Annotated in this window: 16 protein-coding genes and 1 tRNA gene; 13 read left to right on the forward strand and 4 right to left on the reverse strand. The window is 40.2% G+C overall.

The annotated features are described in order from the left end of the window. The first annotated feature begins 93 nt into the window (after positions 1–93). Positions 94–165: transfer RNA gene (locus WC743_RS04920), tRNA-Arg, on the forward strand. A 248-nt stretch (positions 166–413) separates the two neighbouring features. Beyond that, positions 414–1,454: a methyltransferase gene (locus tag WC743_RS04925; RefSeq protein ID WP_373010705.1), complete on the forward strand. Its 1,041-nt coding sequence runs from the start codon at positions 414–416 to the stop codon at positions 1,452–1,454. Positions 1,455–1,570: 116 nt separating this feature from the next. Here the strand turns inward: WC743_RS04925 and WC743_RS04930 are convergent, their stop codons facing one another. The 3 genes from WC743_RS04930 to WC743_RS04940 all read right to left on the reverse strand — a co-directional run bounded on the left by WC743_RS04930 (position 1,571) and on the right by WC743_RS04940 (position 4,069). After that, a complete protein-coding gene (locus WC743_RS04930; protein WP_373010706.1) occupies positions 1,571–2,011 on the reverse strand; it encodes a GNAT family N-acetyltransferase in 441 nt (146 codons plus the stop codon). Between the two features lie 59 nt (positions 2,012–2,070). Further along, positions 2,071–2,505, reverse strand: coding sequence for a carboxymuconolactone decarboxylase family protein (locus WC743_RS04935; RefSeq protein WP_373010707.1), 435 nt, complete (start codon positions 2,503–2,505; stop codon positions 2,071–2,073). Between the two features lie 100 nt (positions 2,506–2,605). Further along, positions 2,606–4,069 (reverse strand): PLP-dependent aminotransferase family protein, encoded by a 1,464-nt coding sequence (locus WC743_RS04940; protein ID WP_373010708.1) that lies wholly within the window; start codon positions 4,067–4,069, stop codon positions 2,606–2,608. A 203-nt stretch (positions 4,070–4,272) separates the two neighbouring features. Here WC743_RS04940 and WC743_RS04945 point away from each other — a divergent pair, with 203 nt between their 5' ends. From WC743_RS04945 to WC743_RS04990, 10 genes are all read left to right on the forward strand, one after another. Next, complete coding sequence (locus WC743_RS04945; RefSeq protein WP_373010709.1) at positions 4,273–4,719, forward strand: hypothetical protein; 447 nt, start codon at positions 4,273–4,275, stop codon at positions 4,717–4,719. A gap of 83 nt (positions 4,720–4,802) precedes the next feature. After that, positions 4,803–5,351: a hypothetical protein gene (locus tag WC743_RS04950; protein WP_373010710.1), complete on the forward strand. Its 549-nt coding sequence runs from the start codon at positions 4,803–4,805 to the stop codon at positions 5,349–5,351. Between the two features lie 111 nt (positions 5,352–5,462). Next, positions 5,463–6,413, forward strand: a complete 951-nt coding sequence (locus WC743_RS04955; RefSeq protein ID WP_373010712.1) for a class I SAM-dependent methyltransferase — start codon at positions 5,463–5,465, stop codon at positions 6,411–6,413. A gap of 136 nt (positions 6,414–6,549) precedes the next feature. Further along, positions 6,550–7,176 carry a hypothetical protein gene (locus WC743_RS04960; protein ID WP_373010714.1) on the forward strand — a complete coding sequence of 209 codons (627 nt, stop codon included), beginning with the start codon at positions 6,550–6,552 and terminating at the stop codon, positions 7,174–7,176. Then, on the forward strand, positions 7,157–7,459 hold the full coding sequence (locus WC743_RS04965; RefSeq protein WP_373010715.1) for a winged helix-turn-helix domain-containing protein: 303 nt from the start codon (positions 7,157–7,159) through the stop codon (positions 7,457–7,459). Before WC743_RS04960 ends, WC743_RS04965 begins: the two co-directional genes overlap by 20 nt. Before the next feature lie 50 nt (positions 7,460–7,509). Beyond that, positions 7,510–10,017 carry an XrtN system VIT domain-containing protein gene (locus WC743_RS04970; RefSeq protein WP_373010716.1) on the forward strand — a complete coding sequence of 836 codons (2,508 nt, stop codon included), beginning with the start codon at positions 7,510–7,512 and terminating at the stop codon, positions 10,015–10,017. A gap of 1 nt (position 10,018) precedes the next feature. Continuing rightward, a complete protein-coding gene (xrtN, locus tag WC743_RS04975) occupies positions 10,019–11,350 on the forward strand; it encodes an exosortase N (protein WP_373010717.1) in 1,332 nt (443 codons plus the stop codon). Between the two features lie 29 nt (positions 11,351–11,379). Further along, positions 11,380–11,877 carry a hypothetical protein gene (locus tag WC743_RS04980; protein WP_373010718.1) on the forward strand — a complete coding sequence of 166 codons (498 nt, stop codon included), beginning with the start codon at positions 11,380–11,382 and terminating at the stop codon, positions 11,875–11,877. 4 nt (positions 11,878–11,881) lie between these two features. Beyond that, the gene (locus WC743_RS04985) at positions 11,882–12,253 is read left to right on the forward strand and encodes a DUF2809 domain-containing protein (RefSeq protein ID WP_373010719.1); all 372 of its coding nucleotides are present in this window, start codon (positions 11,882–11,884) and stop codon (positions 12,251–12,253) included. Further along, entirely contained in the window at positions 12,220–13,008 is a 789-nt protein-coding gene (locus WC743_RS04990; protein ID WP_373010720.1) for an oxygenase MpaB family protein, read from the forward strand. The genes WC743_RS04985 and WC743_RS04990 overlap by 34 nt, the downstream gene beginning before the upstream one ends. Positions 13,009–13,148: 140 nt before the next feature. On the opposite strand, the gene WC743_RS04995 is transcribed toward WC743_RS04990, so the two are convergent. Continuing rightward, entirely contained in the window at positions 13,149–13,892 is a 744-nt protein-coding gene (locus tag WC743_RS04995) for an SDR family oxidoreductase (RefSeq protein WP_373010721.1), read from the reverse strand. Between the two features lie 80 nt (positions 13,893–13,972). Here WC743_RS04995 and WC743_RS05000 point away from each other — a divergent pair, with 80 nt between their 5' ends. Then, positions 13,973–14,365, forward strand: a complete 393-nt coding sequence (locus WC743_RS05000; protein ID WP_373010722.1) for a winged helix-turn-helix transcriptional regulator — start codon at positions 13,973–13,975, stop codon at positions 14,363–14,365. Positions 14,366–14,368: the final 3 nt, after the last annotated feature.

Here is a 14,368-nt window from a genome sequence, read left to right on the forward strand (position 1 = left end):
CAAATGTGTTTGACTAACTCATTCAAAATTTGCACCTTTGCAGCCGGACAAGGAAATTCTAAAATTGAGTGTCCGAAGCCGAAATAAAAAACTGGTCCCGTAGTTCAACGGATAGAATAGGAGTTTCCTAAACTCTAGATATGAGTTCGATTCTCGTCGGGACCACTAAATGACCCACCATGGGAAAGGATTGTCTTTAAAGCTCTTAGATGAAAATCTAAGAGCTTTTTTAGTTAGATTTCTTTTTAATTTTATGCTGCGGTGATAATACCAACCGCAAGTATAAAAACTTCTTTATTCTTATATCAAATTAAATCGCTGTATTTTAGATAACCTAATTTTTACCTGCCTCCGGTAAAATTTTGTGGAAGGCGCTACCAATTTATTAAAACCGATAATTAATAAGAAAAAAAATGGAACAGCAAACTAATCAGCCATCGCCTGAAAACATTATGAAAATTGGCACAGGCTTTTGGGCCTCAAAAATTCTTTTGACTGCAGTAAGCTTTCAATTATTCACCAAGTTTGCCGAGAAGAAAACTATGACGGCAAAAGATGTCAAAGATATTTTAGGGTTTAAATGCACAGACAGGAATGTTTATGATTTTTTAGATGCTTTAACCGTGTTTGGGTTTTTAAAGCGTGAAGGTATTTTGGATACAGCTATTTATTCAAATACTGTAGAAACAGATACCTTTTTAGATATAAACAAGCCATCATATATTGGAGGTATCCTTGAAATGATGAACAATCGTTTATATGGTTTTTGGGGTAACCTGGGCGAGGGGCTGCTTACCGGGCTGCCGCAAAACGAAACAAAAAGAAGCGAAGATTTCTTCGGTTTGATATACAAGGACCCTGAAAAATTAAAGGAATTTACCAATGCAATGAGTGGTATCCAAATGGGTAATTTTATGGCCTTTGCTCAAAAATTTGATTTTACAAAGTATAAAACGCTAATTGATGTAGGCGGTTCGGCCGGGTTGCTTTCACTTATGGTTGCAAAGCATAATCCCCATATGCATTGTACCAGTTTTGACCTGCCGCCGGTTGAGCCTATTGCAAACGCTACCATACAGCAATTCGGGTTATCAGATCGGGTAAAAGCCGCAAGCGGCGACTTCTTCACTATGCCAATACCCAAGGCAGACGTTGTTGTAATGGGAAATATCCTGCATGATTGGGACGAAGAAAATAAAATATCATTAATGAGAAAAGCTTATGATGCACTCCCCGCCAACGGTGCATTTGTAGCTATTGAGGGCATAATAGATGATGAAAGAAAGCAAAACGTTTTTGGTATGATGATGAGTTTGAATATGCTCATTGAAACAGGAACAGGATTTGATTACACATTTGCCGACTTTAACAGGTGGGCAAATATTGTGGGGTTTAAATCAACTTCGCTTCTTCCGTTAGCAGGACCATCAAGCGCGGCAATAGCATACAAATAAAACCGCGTTAATATTGATAAAAGAGTTCCAGCTTGTAGTTTAATAACCACTTAACGGGAAAGATGCGAAGTCGTCGCACCTTTCCCGTTTATGTTTTCATGTAACCCGATACTATTCTACTTCCTCAAATCACAGGAAAGATGAAGCGCTGCGAGTTGAAACCCACTCTTTAGATACAGCTTTTGCGCGGTATTGTTATTAAAATTTGTATCAAGCACCACTGCATCCTTATTTGTTGATACGGCAATAGCTTTTACATGGCTTAATAATTGAGAAGCCAGGCCTTTCCCTCTATAAGATTCCAGCGTGCAGAGGTCATCAATATAAATTATATTACCGCTATGCAACGAAGTCATGACGCGGTATCCTGCAAATGCAACAAATTTGTCGTTATCCATAATTCCGGCGATGCAGTATTTTTCATTTTGCATCATCTCTGAAATCATGGGAAGCCAGCTGTTTTTATCCAGATGCGGCCTTAACAAAAAAGCAACCTCCCAACATTGTTGAATTTCAAGATCTGTCTTGATTGTTTTAATCTGATATGTATTATCCATAATTGTTTACCACAAAAGAGCTATTACATTAATGCTAAATATGCCAATTCCTATATCAATTATGCTGACATTAAGTTGGTTGTAATGCCAATTCTGTTCCATACATTAATGGTAATAATAGCTAAGATCACTTGTGCCAGATAAGTCTCCTCCAGCACTTTAGCAGCCTGCTCATATGTTTCATCTTTTACATGACCGCTAATTAAAGTCACTTCTTCGGTCAGGGCCAATATTGCGCGTTCCTCTTCTGAGAAAAACGGAGTGTCGCGCCAGGCATTAAGGGCATAAATACGCTGTTCTGTTTCGCCGGCTTTACGGGCTTCTTTAGTGTGCATATCAATACAAAACGCGCATCCGTTTATTTGCGATGCTCTAATTTTAATGAGGTCTTTATGGGTTTTTGTCAGCTGTGTGCTTTCAATGAATTTTTCCAGTCCAAGAACGGCTTTGTACCCTGCCGACTCTACTTTATCAATTTTAATTCGTGTTTTCATTTCTTAAAAATTTATAAGATTTAATTATTTAACACAAAATTAAAGGAATGAAACTGCTGCTAAATATACCAGTTACAAGATAAAGGGTAGCCCAGTGAACTTAGTTCACTAGCTTTTTCAGGATCCCGAGCGCCTCTATCATTTCATTTTCTTCGAGTGAAGCAAAACCCATTCTCATTGCATTTGTAACAAAGGATTCGTTCTTATAAAAATTTCCATTGTCTATATAAAGCCCTTTTTTTGATGCATCTTCAGACATTTTGATCAAGTTGACCTTTTTATCAAAATTCGCCCACACCGCAAGTCCTCCCTCGGGGATCCTGAATTCTATCTCATCCTTAAAGTCCGATTTGAGTATATGACAAAAAAGGTTCCTGCGCTCCTTATAAATTTTTAACGACTTCCTAAAATGCCTTTCCATCTCACCATCGTCAAACATCACGGCAAATGCCTCTTCCAACAGTGTGTCCCCCTGTTTATCTATCAGCTCTCTTAATGAAGACGCGGCCTCAACAAATGCGGAGGGCCCTACCATAAACCCAATGCGCAAGGCCGGGGCAAAAGTTTTAGAAATAGAACCAATGTAGATCACATTCTGATTGTGATCAATACTGGCTAATGGCAGATAGGGTTTATTATCATAATGAAAATCAAAATCATAATCGTCTTCGACAATTGCAAAACGGTATTCTTTGGCGAGATTTAATAGTTTTAATCTCCGCTCCGTACTCATTGTTACCGCTGTTGGAAAGTGATGATGCGGTATAATGTATACCGCCTTTATTTTCTTGTGCTGTAAAATCTCTTCGAGATAATCAATATCCATCCCTTTGCCATCAACAGGGATCCGCAGCAGGTTAGCACCGGCATGTTTGAAGGTATCGTCTGCAAAACCATAATTTGAAATTCCTACTGCTATATTATCCGCAGGATGGAGCAGCAGTTGCGCTGCTAAATAGATTCCCATCTGGCTGCCTTTTGTAATTAGTATATTTTCAGATGAAACAACTAAGCCCCTGGTATTGGAAAGGTAATTGCAAATAGCGACGCGAAGATGTTCTGATCCTTTTGAGCTACCATATTTTAGAAAGTTTCTACCATAAAATCTTCTTGAAAGACTTCGATACTCGCGCATGAGCAGATCTACTGGTGCCAGGCGCACATCAGGAAAGCCATCATCAATAGCGAGCACAGTTTTCTGAAGGTTTTTACTAGGTACCGCGTTTTTAAAATTATTGGTCCATATGAAAGCCTCTTGGGGGCTATTACTTTTACCCACTTCAGAAAGTACGGTTTTTGAACGTATAGGCAGCCTGGATAGCACAAACACTCCCTTCCGTTCAATAGATTCAGCCCAACCCTGACTGATCAATTCCTCATAAGCCAATTTTACCGTGTTTCTGTTAATACCAATCAATTCTGCCAGTATACGGGAACTTGGTAATAGATCAGATGGCTGTAGCGTGCCATTCGTGATCAATGATATAAAGCTATTGCACACTTGAATATATAGTGTTATTGGTGCATTTCGATCAATCTGAATTAATGATTTGTAGGGCAACATCTGGGCTGTAGTTTTATAAAAATTGGTATACAAATATAACCCACTACCCTCTATAGTTTAATATAGATTATCGTAAATGAAAGTATTAGTTAAGAGTGGGGACAGGTATCTGGGCTGGTATTTTTCTAAAAACTGGTCTGTAAATGCAGCCCAGTTAGTCACTAATTTTACATCATAAATTATTAACAATAAAAATTAATGTTATGAAAAATTCATTTAAAATTCCACAACTTCTTTTGCGCGTTGCGTTAGGCATAGGCTTCCTCGTAACTGTATCAGACAGGCTGGGTCTTTTGGGCCCTCTCGGCACCAGAAATATTGAATGGGGCAACTGGGAAAACTTCATCAACTATACTGGTACATTAATGCCTTTTCTGGATAAACCGGCTGTTAACATCATGGGTAGTATTGCCACTTTAGCCGAAGCCGCAATTGGAATTCTACTCATTATTGGATTTAAAACAAGACAAGCCGCAATTGGCAGTTGCATACTCACACTTATTTTTGCATTAGCAATGACCTTGTTTTTAGGTATAAAAGCACCAATCAATTTTGCCGTATTTCCGGTTTGTGCTGCCAGCCTGTTACTTGTAACAATTCCTGTTTACGAGTGGAGCATTGATAATTTCTTTACAACCACCGCTAAATAAAATACTGGTTTCGCTTATTATTTAATAGCACAGAGATAAGTGCAATTCCTGCTATTCTCTTGATTAAGCTAGTCCTTTATCACATGAAAAAGATCTTTGCTCTTTTACTTATCTCTCTGCCGTTTTTGGCTCATGCCCAATTGGAGGTATACGGCAGATATACTGCTGGTGGCTCAGTTGAACCAAATATCAATTACTTTGGATCAAAGAAAGTTACAGAGAAGATCTCTTTAACTTTTTTTGGTCTTATTGAACAAAAATGGAGTGAGGCACTTATTGGTGCTACATACGCTCCATCAAAGTCATTTAGTATTGGTGCAAGTACTGGTATTGAACAAGGAACAAGTAGTCCCCGGTTTGGTGCGAGCATATTGACAGGGAAAGGAAAAACATCGTTTGCTATTTTAGGAGAATTGGGTAGCGGAAAAGATAATTATTTGTATAAGGCCAACTTATTTCATAACTACTCTAACCAGTTTACGCTCGGGGTTACCGCCTGGAGGTTTCACGGCGTAGGGCCCAACTTCCGATTCAATATCCCAAAGCTCTCATCAACTATTTGGTTAATGCCGGCTTATGACTTTGAAGCAAATAAATCAAAACTTATGGTTGGTGTTAGGCTGAACATGTAGGGAGAAGAACTAAGCTCATGATAATAATGGAATACCTGTAATCAACCACAGATCACCCAAATAAGCTTGAAATCGATACCTTTGAGGCCACTAAAAAATCAAAATACTAAATTGACTAAAAAAGTATCGGACATTATTAATTGCGATTCCCCGGTAAAAGAGGCCATCTTTGAAATACAGTTATATATCAAGGCAATAGAGGAAAATGTGGCACTCTATAAAGAGAAAAGTTTTGAGAAGCGTATTGAATCTGTAGACTTTATTGAGTTTCACGTTATTGATCAGATAGAAGGGCTCCTGCGAAAAGCAGATCAACCAGATGAACTGATCGGATTGAAATACCATGCTGAAAAAATAAAGGCCGAACTGGAAAAAATTGATATTAACCTGTTTCAAAAACTTCAGGCAAATATCCGGGCAGGGGGATATACAAGAAAAGGATTCAAAAACCTGATTAATGAATACGTCGACTTTAATTTGGACGATAACCAACGCCAGGAAGAAATAGGTTATGATAACCTTGATATTTTTATCAATGGGTTATTCCCCTTTCAGGATATGCCGGAGCAGACTAAAGAGTTAGAACCTGAAATGGTGTATTATCAAAAAACACCAGCCAGGATCGTTATTGAACTTGCAGAGAAATCTCATTTCATGAATGAAGACGTTTTTTTTGATTTGGGATCAGGCTTAGGTCAGGTAGCTATTCTGATAAATCTTCTAGCCGGAATCACAGTAAAAGGTGTAGAGTTTGAGCCAGCTTTTTGCAATTATGCAAGGGATTGTGCTGCTGCGCTGAACTTATCTGATGTGACATTTATAAATACCGACGCACGTAAAGCAGACTATTCCGAAGGGACTGTATTTTTTATGTTTACGCCTTTCAGAGGTGAGATCTTGCAAGATGTTTTAGAGATTTTGAGGAAAGAATCACTGCACAGAAAAATTAAAATCATTACTTATGGGCCCTGTACTGCCCAGGTCGCCTTGCAAAGTTGGCTGAGCTCTGCAGATCCGTACAATGGTAATATTTATAAGCTGGGTGTTTTTAGCAGTTTGTAAATTTGAGGATTAGATTGGTATTAAGAATAAGCCGGCATTCAAATTCTTCCAAAATTATATCTGTAATAAATAAAATAATTAAATAATTTGCGTTATTAAGATCTTTGTCTTTACTTTGATGTGCAAAGTACTTTATATGGAAGAACAAGATTTGTATTCAGAGATCAACTCCATCAGGAATTTGATGGAGCGGTCAACAAGGTTTATCTCGCTAAGTGGGTTATCTGGTGTTTTGGCAGGTATTTACGCACTTATTGGTGCTGGCCTTGCCTACAAGCTACTATATGTAGACGCCGGAACTGATACTTATCTTGATTTTAACCATGACATCACTGTTCAGCTATTTTTTATAGCGTTAATTGTACTGGTGCTTTCCATAGCCACAGGGATATGGCTAACCATCCGCAAGGCAAAACGCAAGGGGCAAAGCGTTTGGAACCAAAGCAGCCAGTCTTTACTTAAAAGCGGTGCCCTGCCATTGCTAACCGGCGGCTGTTTTGTACTGTTGCTACTAATGCAAGGCTACTATGGCATCATAGCGCCTGGTTGCCTGATCTTTTACGGACTGGCACTGGTTGCTGCCAGCCAATACACTTTTGGCGATGTAAAATGGTTGGGGCTGTGTGATATTGGCCTGGGGCTATTGGCTACCCTGCTACCGGGATACGGCCTTTTCTTTTGGGCTTTTGGTTTTGGTGTGCTGCATATTTTATATGGCACTATTATGCACTTTAAATACGACCGTGAAAATAGCGCTAAATAATTTTGACAAGGCTTTTGAAAACCGTATACGCCTGCAAATTATGAGCGTACTGGTGGCCAATGAAAGTTACGACTTTAATTCGTTAAAGGAACTTTTAGAAGTGACCGACGGTAACCTGGCTTCACATTTAAAGGCTTTGGAGAAAGACGAATATATAACCGTGAACAAATCTTTTTTAGGCCGCAAACCTAATACCCGTTACCAGGCATCACGCACCGGTACCGAGGCTTTTAAAAAGCATTTGCAAGCTCTTGAAAATTTAATTAAGCAACAGAAAAAGTAATTTTTTTTATCCTCATACTTTGAAATGCAAAGTACTTTTAATAGCAAAATATGAAAAAAACAACCGCGTTCCTTTTACAAGATCCGCTGCAAACAGCAGGGATCATTCTTATCATTATATCAACAATTATTTTAGCAACCAACGCCCAGCTAGGCATGCGCAACGGTTTTGGCGCGTTTTTTCTCAATTTTGTAATTTCGGGCGGATATCTGCTGGCGGTGTTCATCCGCAATTTCTCTAAACACAGTTGGCGCTTTGCAGATGGTAAAATTGAGTATACCGTATTGTTGCTGGTATTGTGGTTTATAAGCGCATTTGCCCTTAACCTTGAGATGAACGTGTTTGAGAGCTCGGTTAATTGGTTGTGCGTGTGGATAGTGTTATCAGCCATAGTGGTAATACTGGCCTCGTGGTACAAATCGCTATCTAAACAGCTTAATTGCATAATTTTCTTTTTGCTTGGTACAGCCTTGCTTTTGTTTACCTACTACGCCATTTATCTAATGCCTCTTTACCTGATAAGCGTAATTGGCATCCTGGCCATAGGTATTTCCCTGCATACTTATGTTCCCATATGCTTGGCTATTGTCTCCGTTGCTTTGATCATGAGGGCCTCTCGCCAACACCGGGCTATCCTGCATTCGGCTTTATGTGGCTTTGTACTGCCTGTGCTATTTGCGGTTTACTATTTGGTAAGCTGGCACAGCGCCAACAACAATATTAATTTGCTCATCAACCAAAATATATTAAACGAAGCTAAGGTACCTGCATGGGTATATGTGAGCCAGCATATGGAAAAATCTGCTTTAGCTGAGCGGATATTAAAGGTAGGCCTCGTATATCATGAGGTATCAAACGGAAACATTTTTTGGGGAGGTTTTCCATCTAAGTCTTTCGATGAACCAAAACAACATGATCCACTGGTAATATTGGCCACATTGTTATTCAAAAAACCCAACCTCGACGAAAACGACCGGATAAACATACTGAAATCAATCTACAACTCGCGCCACCAGGCACAGGAGCGCTTATGGAGCGGCGATAAATTAGAAACGATCAGCGTTATCAGCAATGTGAAATTATTCCCGGAATACCGGATGGCTTATACCGAAAAAACGCTGACTATCAGGAACAACGCTATAGCAGCATGGAGCCAGCAGGAAGCCATATATACGTTCCATCTGGCCGAGGACTCAGTTGTATCCTCGCTTTCTTTGTGGATAAACGGGCACGAAGAAAAATCAAGGCTCACAACTAAAGCCAAAGCGGATTCTGCTTATCATGAAATTGTTGGTGTAGAAAGACGTGACCCATCCGTTGTGCATTGGCAGGAAGGCAACACCGTTAGCGTACGCGTGTTCCCTTGCACTCCAGATGAGAACCGCAAATTTAAAATAGGCATTACCAGTCCGTTAAGCAAACAGGGCGACAAACTGGTTTATGAAAATGCTTTCTTTGACGGCCCGGATGCTACCGGCGCTTTGGAGACCATGCAGATCACTTACGCCGGCGAAGCCAAGGGACTGCTGCTGCCACCGGTATTTAAACAGGTAACACCGGGCGTTTACCGTGCTGATAGAACATACGCCCCCGATTGGAATATAACCTGCAAAGCACCGGCACTGGCCGCTGCAACATTCAGTTTTGCTGACACTACTTACCAGGTAAAAAACTACGATAAAAAATATGAATCTTTTACTCCGGATAAAATTTATCTGGATTTAAACAGCTCATGGACAAAAGCGGAATTTGACCAGGTTTGGACAAAAGTGAGCAATAAACCGGTTTATGTTTTTGCAGATAAGCTGATACAGCTTAACAAAGGTAACCGCGAAGAGATTTACGGGCTGATGACTCTACAAAACTTCAGCCTGTTCCCGGTAAATGAAATAGCCGAGCCGGAAAAGGCTTTATTGATATCAAAAAGCACCATTAGCGCGCCAAACCTAAACGATCTTAATGGCAGCGATTTTTCTACAGAACTTACCGGTTATTTAAAAACACCTAAGCATATCAGGTTTTACAACATTGGGCAGGAGCTTACGCCTTACTTAAAAGCATTGAAAGAATTCCGGGTGTTAAATTACGCTGATGGCAGTACCGGTGAATTAGCCGGATTGTTACACAGGCACCAGTTTATACAAAACCAGGAGAACAACAAGACGGTGGTAATTGAAAACGCCGGGTTGTTGATCCAAAAAGTTGCCAGTCGGCCTGCACAAAACGCGCCCGACCATTTATTACGCCTGTTTGCTTATAATGATATTATGAAAAAAGTAGGTGCTGATTTCTTTAAAAAGGACTACTTGCACCCCGGTATTATTGCCGAAGCCGAGCAAGCTTATATTGTATCGCCCGTATCCAGCGCAATAGTGCTCGAAACACAAAAAGATTACGAGCGATTTGGCATCAACGAAAATAAAAACAGCCTCAAAAACGCTTCCATGAAATCATCAGGCGCCGTACCCGAGCCGCATGAATGGGCACTGTTCTTAATGGCCTTATCTATTGCCCTTTACATTATGTATAATAAAAAGTTTGCACATCAAACCGCTTAATATGTTTACTATCAGTATAAAAAAGCCGTCCCTTCCGTACTTAACCATTGGGTTTGCGCTGGTATATTTAACTATGGCAGTTGGGTTTATTCCAGGCTTTATGCGGTGGGATGCCAACCTGTATACAGGCGTTTTACTGGCGCCATTTATATGCACCGTAAACAGTAAACAACTTTCATTAAGATACCTGTTGCCTGCCATTGTGATGTTAGCATTAGCCGTAATGCTGCCCGTTAACACAATGTACTTTATAGCAATGGTATTTACATTGCTCTTGCTTATCGAAAACTGTTTAGGCAAGGTGAGCCATGCAACCTTATTCCTGTTGTTTTTAGTATCGCCGGTTTTTAAATACCTTATCCTTTTTGTTGATTTCCCAGTGAGGCTGTGGCTTACCGGAAAGGTGGTTGCACTGCTAAATTTAATTGGAATGCAGGCAATTGCATCAGGTAATATCATTGTTATTGGCAAATTTGAGTTCTCGGTAGATCCGGCCTGTGCAGGTTTAAATATGCTGATCATGTCGCTCATCGTTTGCCTTTTTGTACTGATGCATTATCAGAAGCAAACAGGCAGGCAACTACCATTTTTATGGATGGCAGGCTTATTTATGTTTACCATAGCCCTGAATATTATTAGTAACTATTTCAGGATTCTCCTGCTGGTGCTGTTTAAAATAATGCCCGGCACTTTCTTTCATGATTTTGTGGGGATAGCCTGTTTAAGCATTTATGTAATAGTGCCGCTAATAACAGGAGGGAAACCTTTTCTAAATCGCTTTGGTATGATCAAAGCAAGCGCCGGGTTGGCCGGCATTGGTCCCCAGTATACAGTGAGGTATCCACTCTTACATGGTGCGTTGCTTATCACTCTGATATTTGTAGCCACCCATATAATCAATGCCGATACGCTTATAAGCACAAAAAACACCATCCATCTGCCGGGTTTCAGCAATCAGCGGTTAGAAAGTGGCATTCTTAAATTTGAAAATAAGGAAGCGCTTATTTATATCAAGCCTGCTGCCTTTTACATTCCCGGGCACGACCCAAAGATCTGCTGGACGGGCAGCGGCTACGAATTTAAAAACATCCGGAAAGAAAGGCTGGGCAACCATGAATTGTACACGGCTTTACTCCAAAAAAATAACGACAAAATTTATGCCGCCTGGTGGTTTGATAATGGCCGGCTTAAAACCATCGATCAAATTAAGTGGCGATGGAACGCTGCAAAAGGAAACGGCCCGTTTTATCTCGTAAATGTTAACGCGGCCAACCAGCAAAGTTTACAAAAACAGATAAGCCGCTTGTTCGCCAACAGCAGCTATCTTAAATAATGAATATAATAATTAACTATTTAAGCAATATGAAACCAAACCTTGAAAGTCGCACAAAGCAACACATTAAAATATACATCTGGATAATGATCATTGGGCTGGCATTAAGCGGCCTCACAGCCTTCGCGCTGGAGACGGAGTTACAATGGCTAAACGAACACAACAATGTATACCCCGATGCGTTGGTCAACTGGTTACAAACTATATATGGGGCTATAAAAACAACTAATCAGCATTTTCCCTACTTAAGTTATGGTACAGATTGGCTGGCCTTTGCGCACCTGATGCTGGCAATATTGTTTATTGGCCCGCTTAAAAACCCTGTTAAAAACATTTGGGTAATTGAGTTTGGCATAATAGCCTGCGTCCTTATTATCCCCTTAGCATTTATAGCGGGCAGCATTCGTGAAATACCCATATTTTGGCGACTGATAGATTGTTCTTTCGGAGTTATAGGCGTTATGCCGCTGGCCATTTGTTACAGGGATATTAACCTGCTTAAAACCATCAAACCCACATCACTATAACCGTATGCTTAAATTTAACAGAACATATTTTATTTTATCAGTGGTATTGCTGGCAATAGAGATCATTATTGCGTTATATGCACATGATGCCTATATACGGCCGTTTGTAGGTGATTTTTTTGTGGTGATGTTGATCTATTGCTTTATAAGAAGTTTTGCCGGTTACAATGTAAACCGCACTTTGATTGGTGTGCTTTTGTTTGCCTATGTATTGGAGGTATTGCAGTACTTTCATATTGTTAACCTGTTGGGGTTGCAGGATGTGGCAGCGGCGCGTGTTATAATAGGCACGTATTTCGCTTGGACTGACATGCTGATGTACACATTAGGCGTACTGCTGGTATGGCTAATAGAAAGGAGATTGAAACGGGTATGAAATATTTTGTTGATGAACATTCAATTGTGCGGAAGATATGGGGCAAAGCCGATACCGTACTGTTTATTTTTGCCGGTGCTGCTGCCGAATTCGCGCTTAACAAAGCAGTAGACTGGCTGTACTTTACGGGGAAATTGCCGGCTGATCCGCTGGGGCGGTTGTTTTCGACCGTTACTTATGCGCACAAGATACTGTTCTCTACCTATGATGATGCGAATGCAGCAATTGATCAGATAACCGCGATACACAAACAAGTAGAAACTGCACGTGGCAGCCAAATACCCGACTGGGCCTACCGCGATGTTCTGTTTATGCTGATAGACTATTCCATCCGATCATACGAGTTGCTGGAACGAAAATTAACTACTGTAGAGAAGAGCGAAATATTTAATGTTTTTTATAATGTAGGGGCCCGCATGGGCCTTAAAGACCTGCCTATAGGTTACCAGGCATGGGTAACAATGCGCAGCGAACATCTGCAGCAAAACATGGAGTACAGCGGCCTTACCCGCAATCTGTTTAAACAATACCGCAAACACCTGGGCAGCCCGCGGTATTGGCTGTTAAAAAAAGTGCAGGCGTTGGTTGTCCCCGCCAGGGTAAAACAATTGTTGCGATTGAAGGATGGGAACATCCTTAGGCCAATTCTTTTCATTTATAAACTAACGGGAGTAATAAACCTGCAACATATATTAAGAGATACGTTATTACCACAAAAGTACAAAGCACAGATACAGGCGTTGGATAGTGAATGATCAACCAAATTATAATGAAGAGTTGAGGGAACTATAATGACAACAGCAAGCAATCAAAAAATCAGCAATAAACACGCAAATACCAAGTACTTGCGTGTTTTTATTTTAAAGATTACCCACGGGAGTAATAAACATCCTGATTAAGCTAAGGACATTCCGCCATCCATTAAAATTTCTGCCCCGGTAATAAAGCCGGCAATATCGCTACAAAAGTAAGCCACCATTTTAGCAACATCATGTGTAGTACCCATTTTTCTTAAAGGGATTCTATTTATAAGGGTAGATTTGATTGTGTTTAAAGTTGCTTCGTCAAGCCCTGCCTTATTCATTATTTCGGTTTCAGTTGGCCCCGGGCTTACTGCATTTACCCTTATATGGCGCGGCGCCAGTTCTAATGCTGCTATTTTCATAATAGAATTTAATGCTGCTTTACTTGATGAATATATAGATGACCCCGTATAGTTTGTACTTGCAGTATTTGATGATAGGAAAACTACCGAAGCACCATCTTTTAACAAGGGAATAAATTTGCTTAGCGTAAAATAAGCGCCTTTGAAGTTTATAGCCATCACCTCGTCAAAAAGTTTTTCCGGCGCATCTTCAATATTCGACAGGCCAACTATTCCGGCATTAATGAACAGGATATCAATTTTTCCGAATTGTTCCCCTACCGTTGCGGCCAGGTTTTCAATAGCGGTAACGCTCGCCTGATCTGCAACTATTCCGGTTACGCCTAATTCTGAGGCAGCCTTTTCAATGGCCTCTGTTCTGCGCCCGGTAATAATAACTGTTGCACCCTGCTCTTTTAATTCTTTTGCTGTTGCATAGCCAATGCCACTGTTGCCGCCCGTTATAAGGGCTATTTTGTTTTGTAAATTATTCATTGAAAAATTATTTAATTATGATGGCAAATGTATGAGCTATTTGGTATAATTTTGTTACCAGTATCATAGAGTATACCAACATGGAAGATGACATTAGATTAGAAAAAGCCAGGGAAATTTTATCTACTCCCCGCAATCAAAAGGAAGAAGTGCAAGCATTGCAAGATACTATTTATGTAATTGGCGGGAAATGGAAGCTGCCGATCATTAATTCATTGTGTAATGGCAATAAGCGGTTTAGGGATATTCAAAGAAGCATCCCCGGTATAACTACACGGATGCTTTCGCGCGAATTAAAGGAAATGGAAGCTAACCAATTGCTTAAGCGTACCGTGATTCCGGATACACCTGTAATGGTAGAATATACCGTTACCAATTATTGCTACACCTTTGGAGATATTATTTTAGAAATGATTAAATGGGGTAAGCAGCACCGGGAGATGATCAGAACAAAACGATCTGAGAACAAATAATTA

Origin of the sequence: Mucilaginibacter sp. (assembly GCF_041660805.1) — a bacterium.
Taxonomy (GTDB): domain Bacteria; phylum Bacteroidota; class Bacteroidia; order Sphingobacteriales; family Sphingobacteriaceae; genus Mucilaginibacter.

Coding starts and splice junctions, on each gene's coding strand:
- WC743_RS04985 (WP_373010719.1), top strand. CDS start 11,882: ATGCTTAAATTTAACAGAACATATTTTATTTTATCAGTGGTATTGCTG.
- WC743_RS04945 (WP_373010709.1), top strand. CDS start 4,273: ATGAAAAATTCATTTAAAATTCCACAACTTCTTTTGCGCGTTGCGTTA.
- WC743_RS04995 (WP_373010721.1), bottom strand. CDS start 13,892: ATGAATAATTTACAAAACAAAATAGCCCTTATAACGGGCGGCAACAGT.
- WC743_RS04950 (WP_373010710.1), top strand. CDS start 4,803: ATGAAAAAGATCTTTGCTCTTTTACTTATCTCTCTGCCGTTTTTGGCT.
- WC743_RS04935 (WP_373010707.1), bottom strand. CDS start 2,505: ATGAAAACACGAATTAAAATTGATAAAGTAGAGTCGGCAGGGTACAAA.
- WC743_RS04930 (WP_373010706.1), bottom strand. CDS start 2,011: ATGGATAATACATATCAGATTAAAACAATCAAGACAGATCTTGAAATT.
- WC743_RS04970 (WP_373010716.1), top strand. CDS start 7,510: ATGAAAAAAACAACCGCGTTCCTTTTACAAGATCCGCTGCAAACAGCA.
- xrtN (WP_373010717.1), top strand. CDS start 10,019: ATGTTTACTATCAGTATAAAAAAGCCGTCCCTTCCGTACTTAACCATT.
- WC743_RS04940 (WP_373010708.1), bottom strand. CDS start 4,069: ATGTTGCCCTACAAATCATTAATTCAGATTGATCGAAATGCACCAATA.
- WC743_RS04980 (WP_373010718.1), top strand. CDS start 11,380: ATGAAACCAAACCTTGAAAGTCGCACAAAGCAACACATTAAAATATAC.
- WC743_RS04990 (WP_373010720.1), top strand. CDS start 12,220: ATGGCTAATAGAAAGGAGATTGAAACGGGTATGAAATATTTTGTTGAT.
- WC743_RS05000 (WP_373010722.1), top strand. CDS start 13,973: ATGGAAGATGACATTAGATTAGAAAAAGCCAGGGAAATTTTATCTACT.
- WC743_RS04925 (WP_373010705.1), top strand. CDS start 414: ATGGAACAGCAAACTAATCAGCCATCGCCTGAAAACATTATGAAAATT.
- WC743_RS04960 (WP_373010714.1), top strand. CDS start 6,550: ATGGAAGAACAAGATTTGTATTCAGAGATCAACTCCATCAGGAATTTG.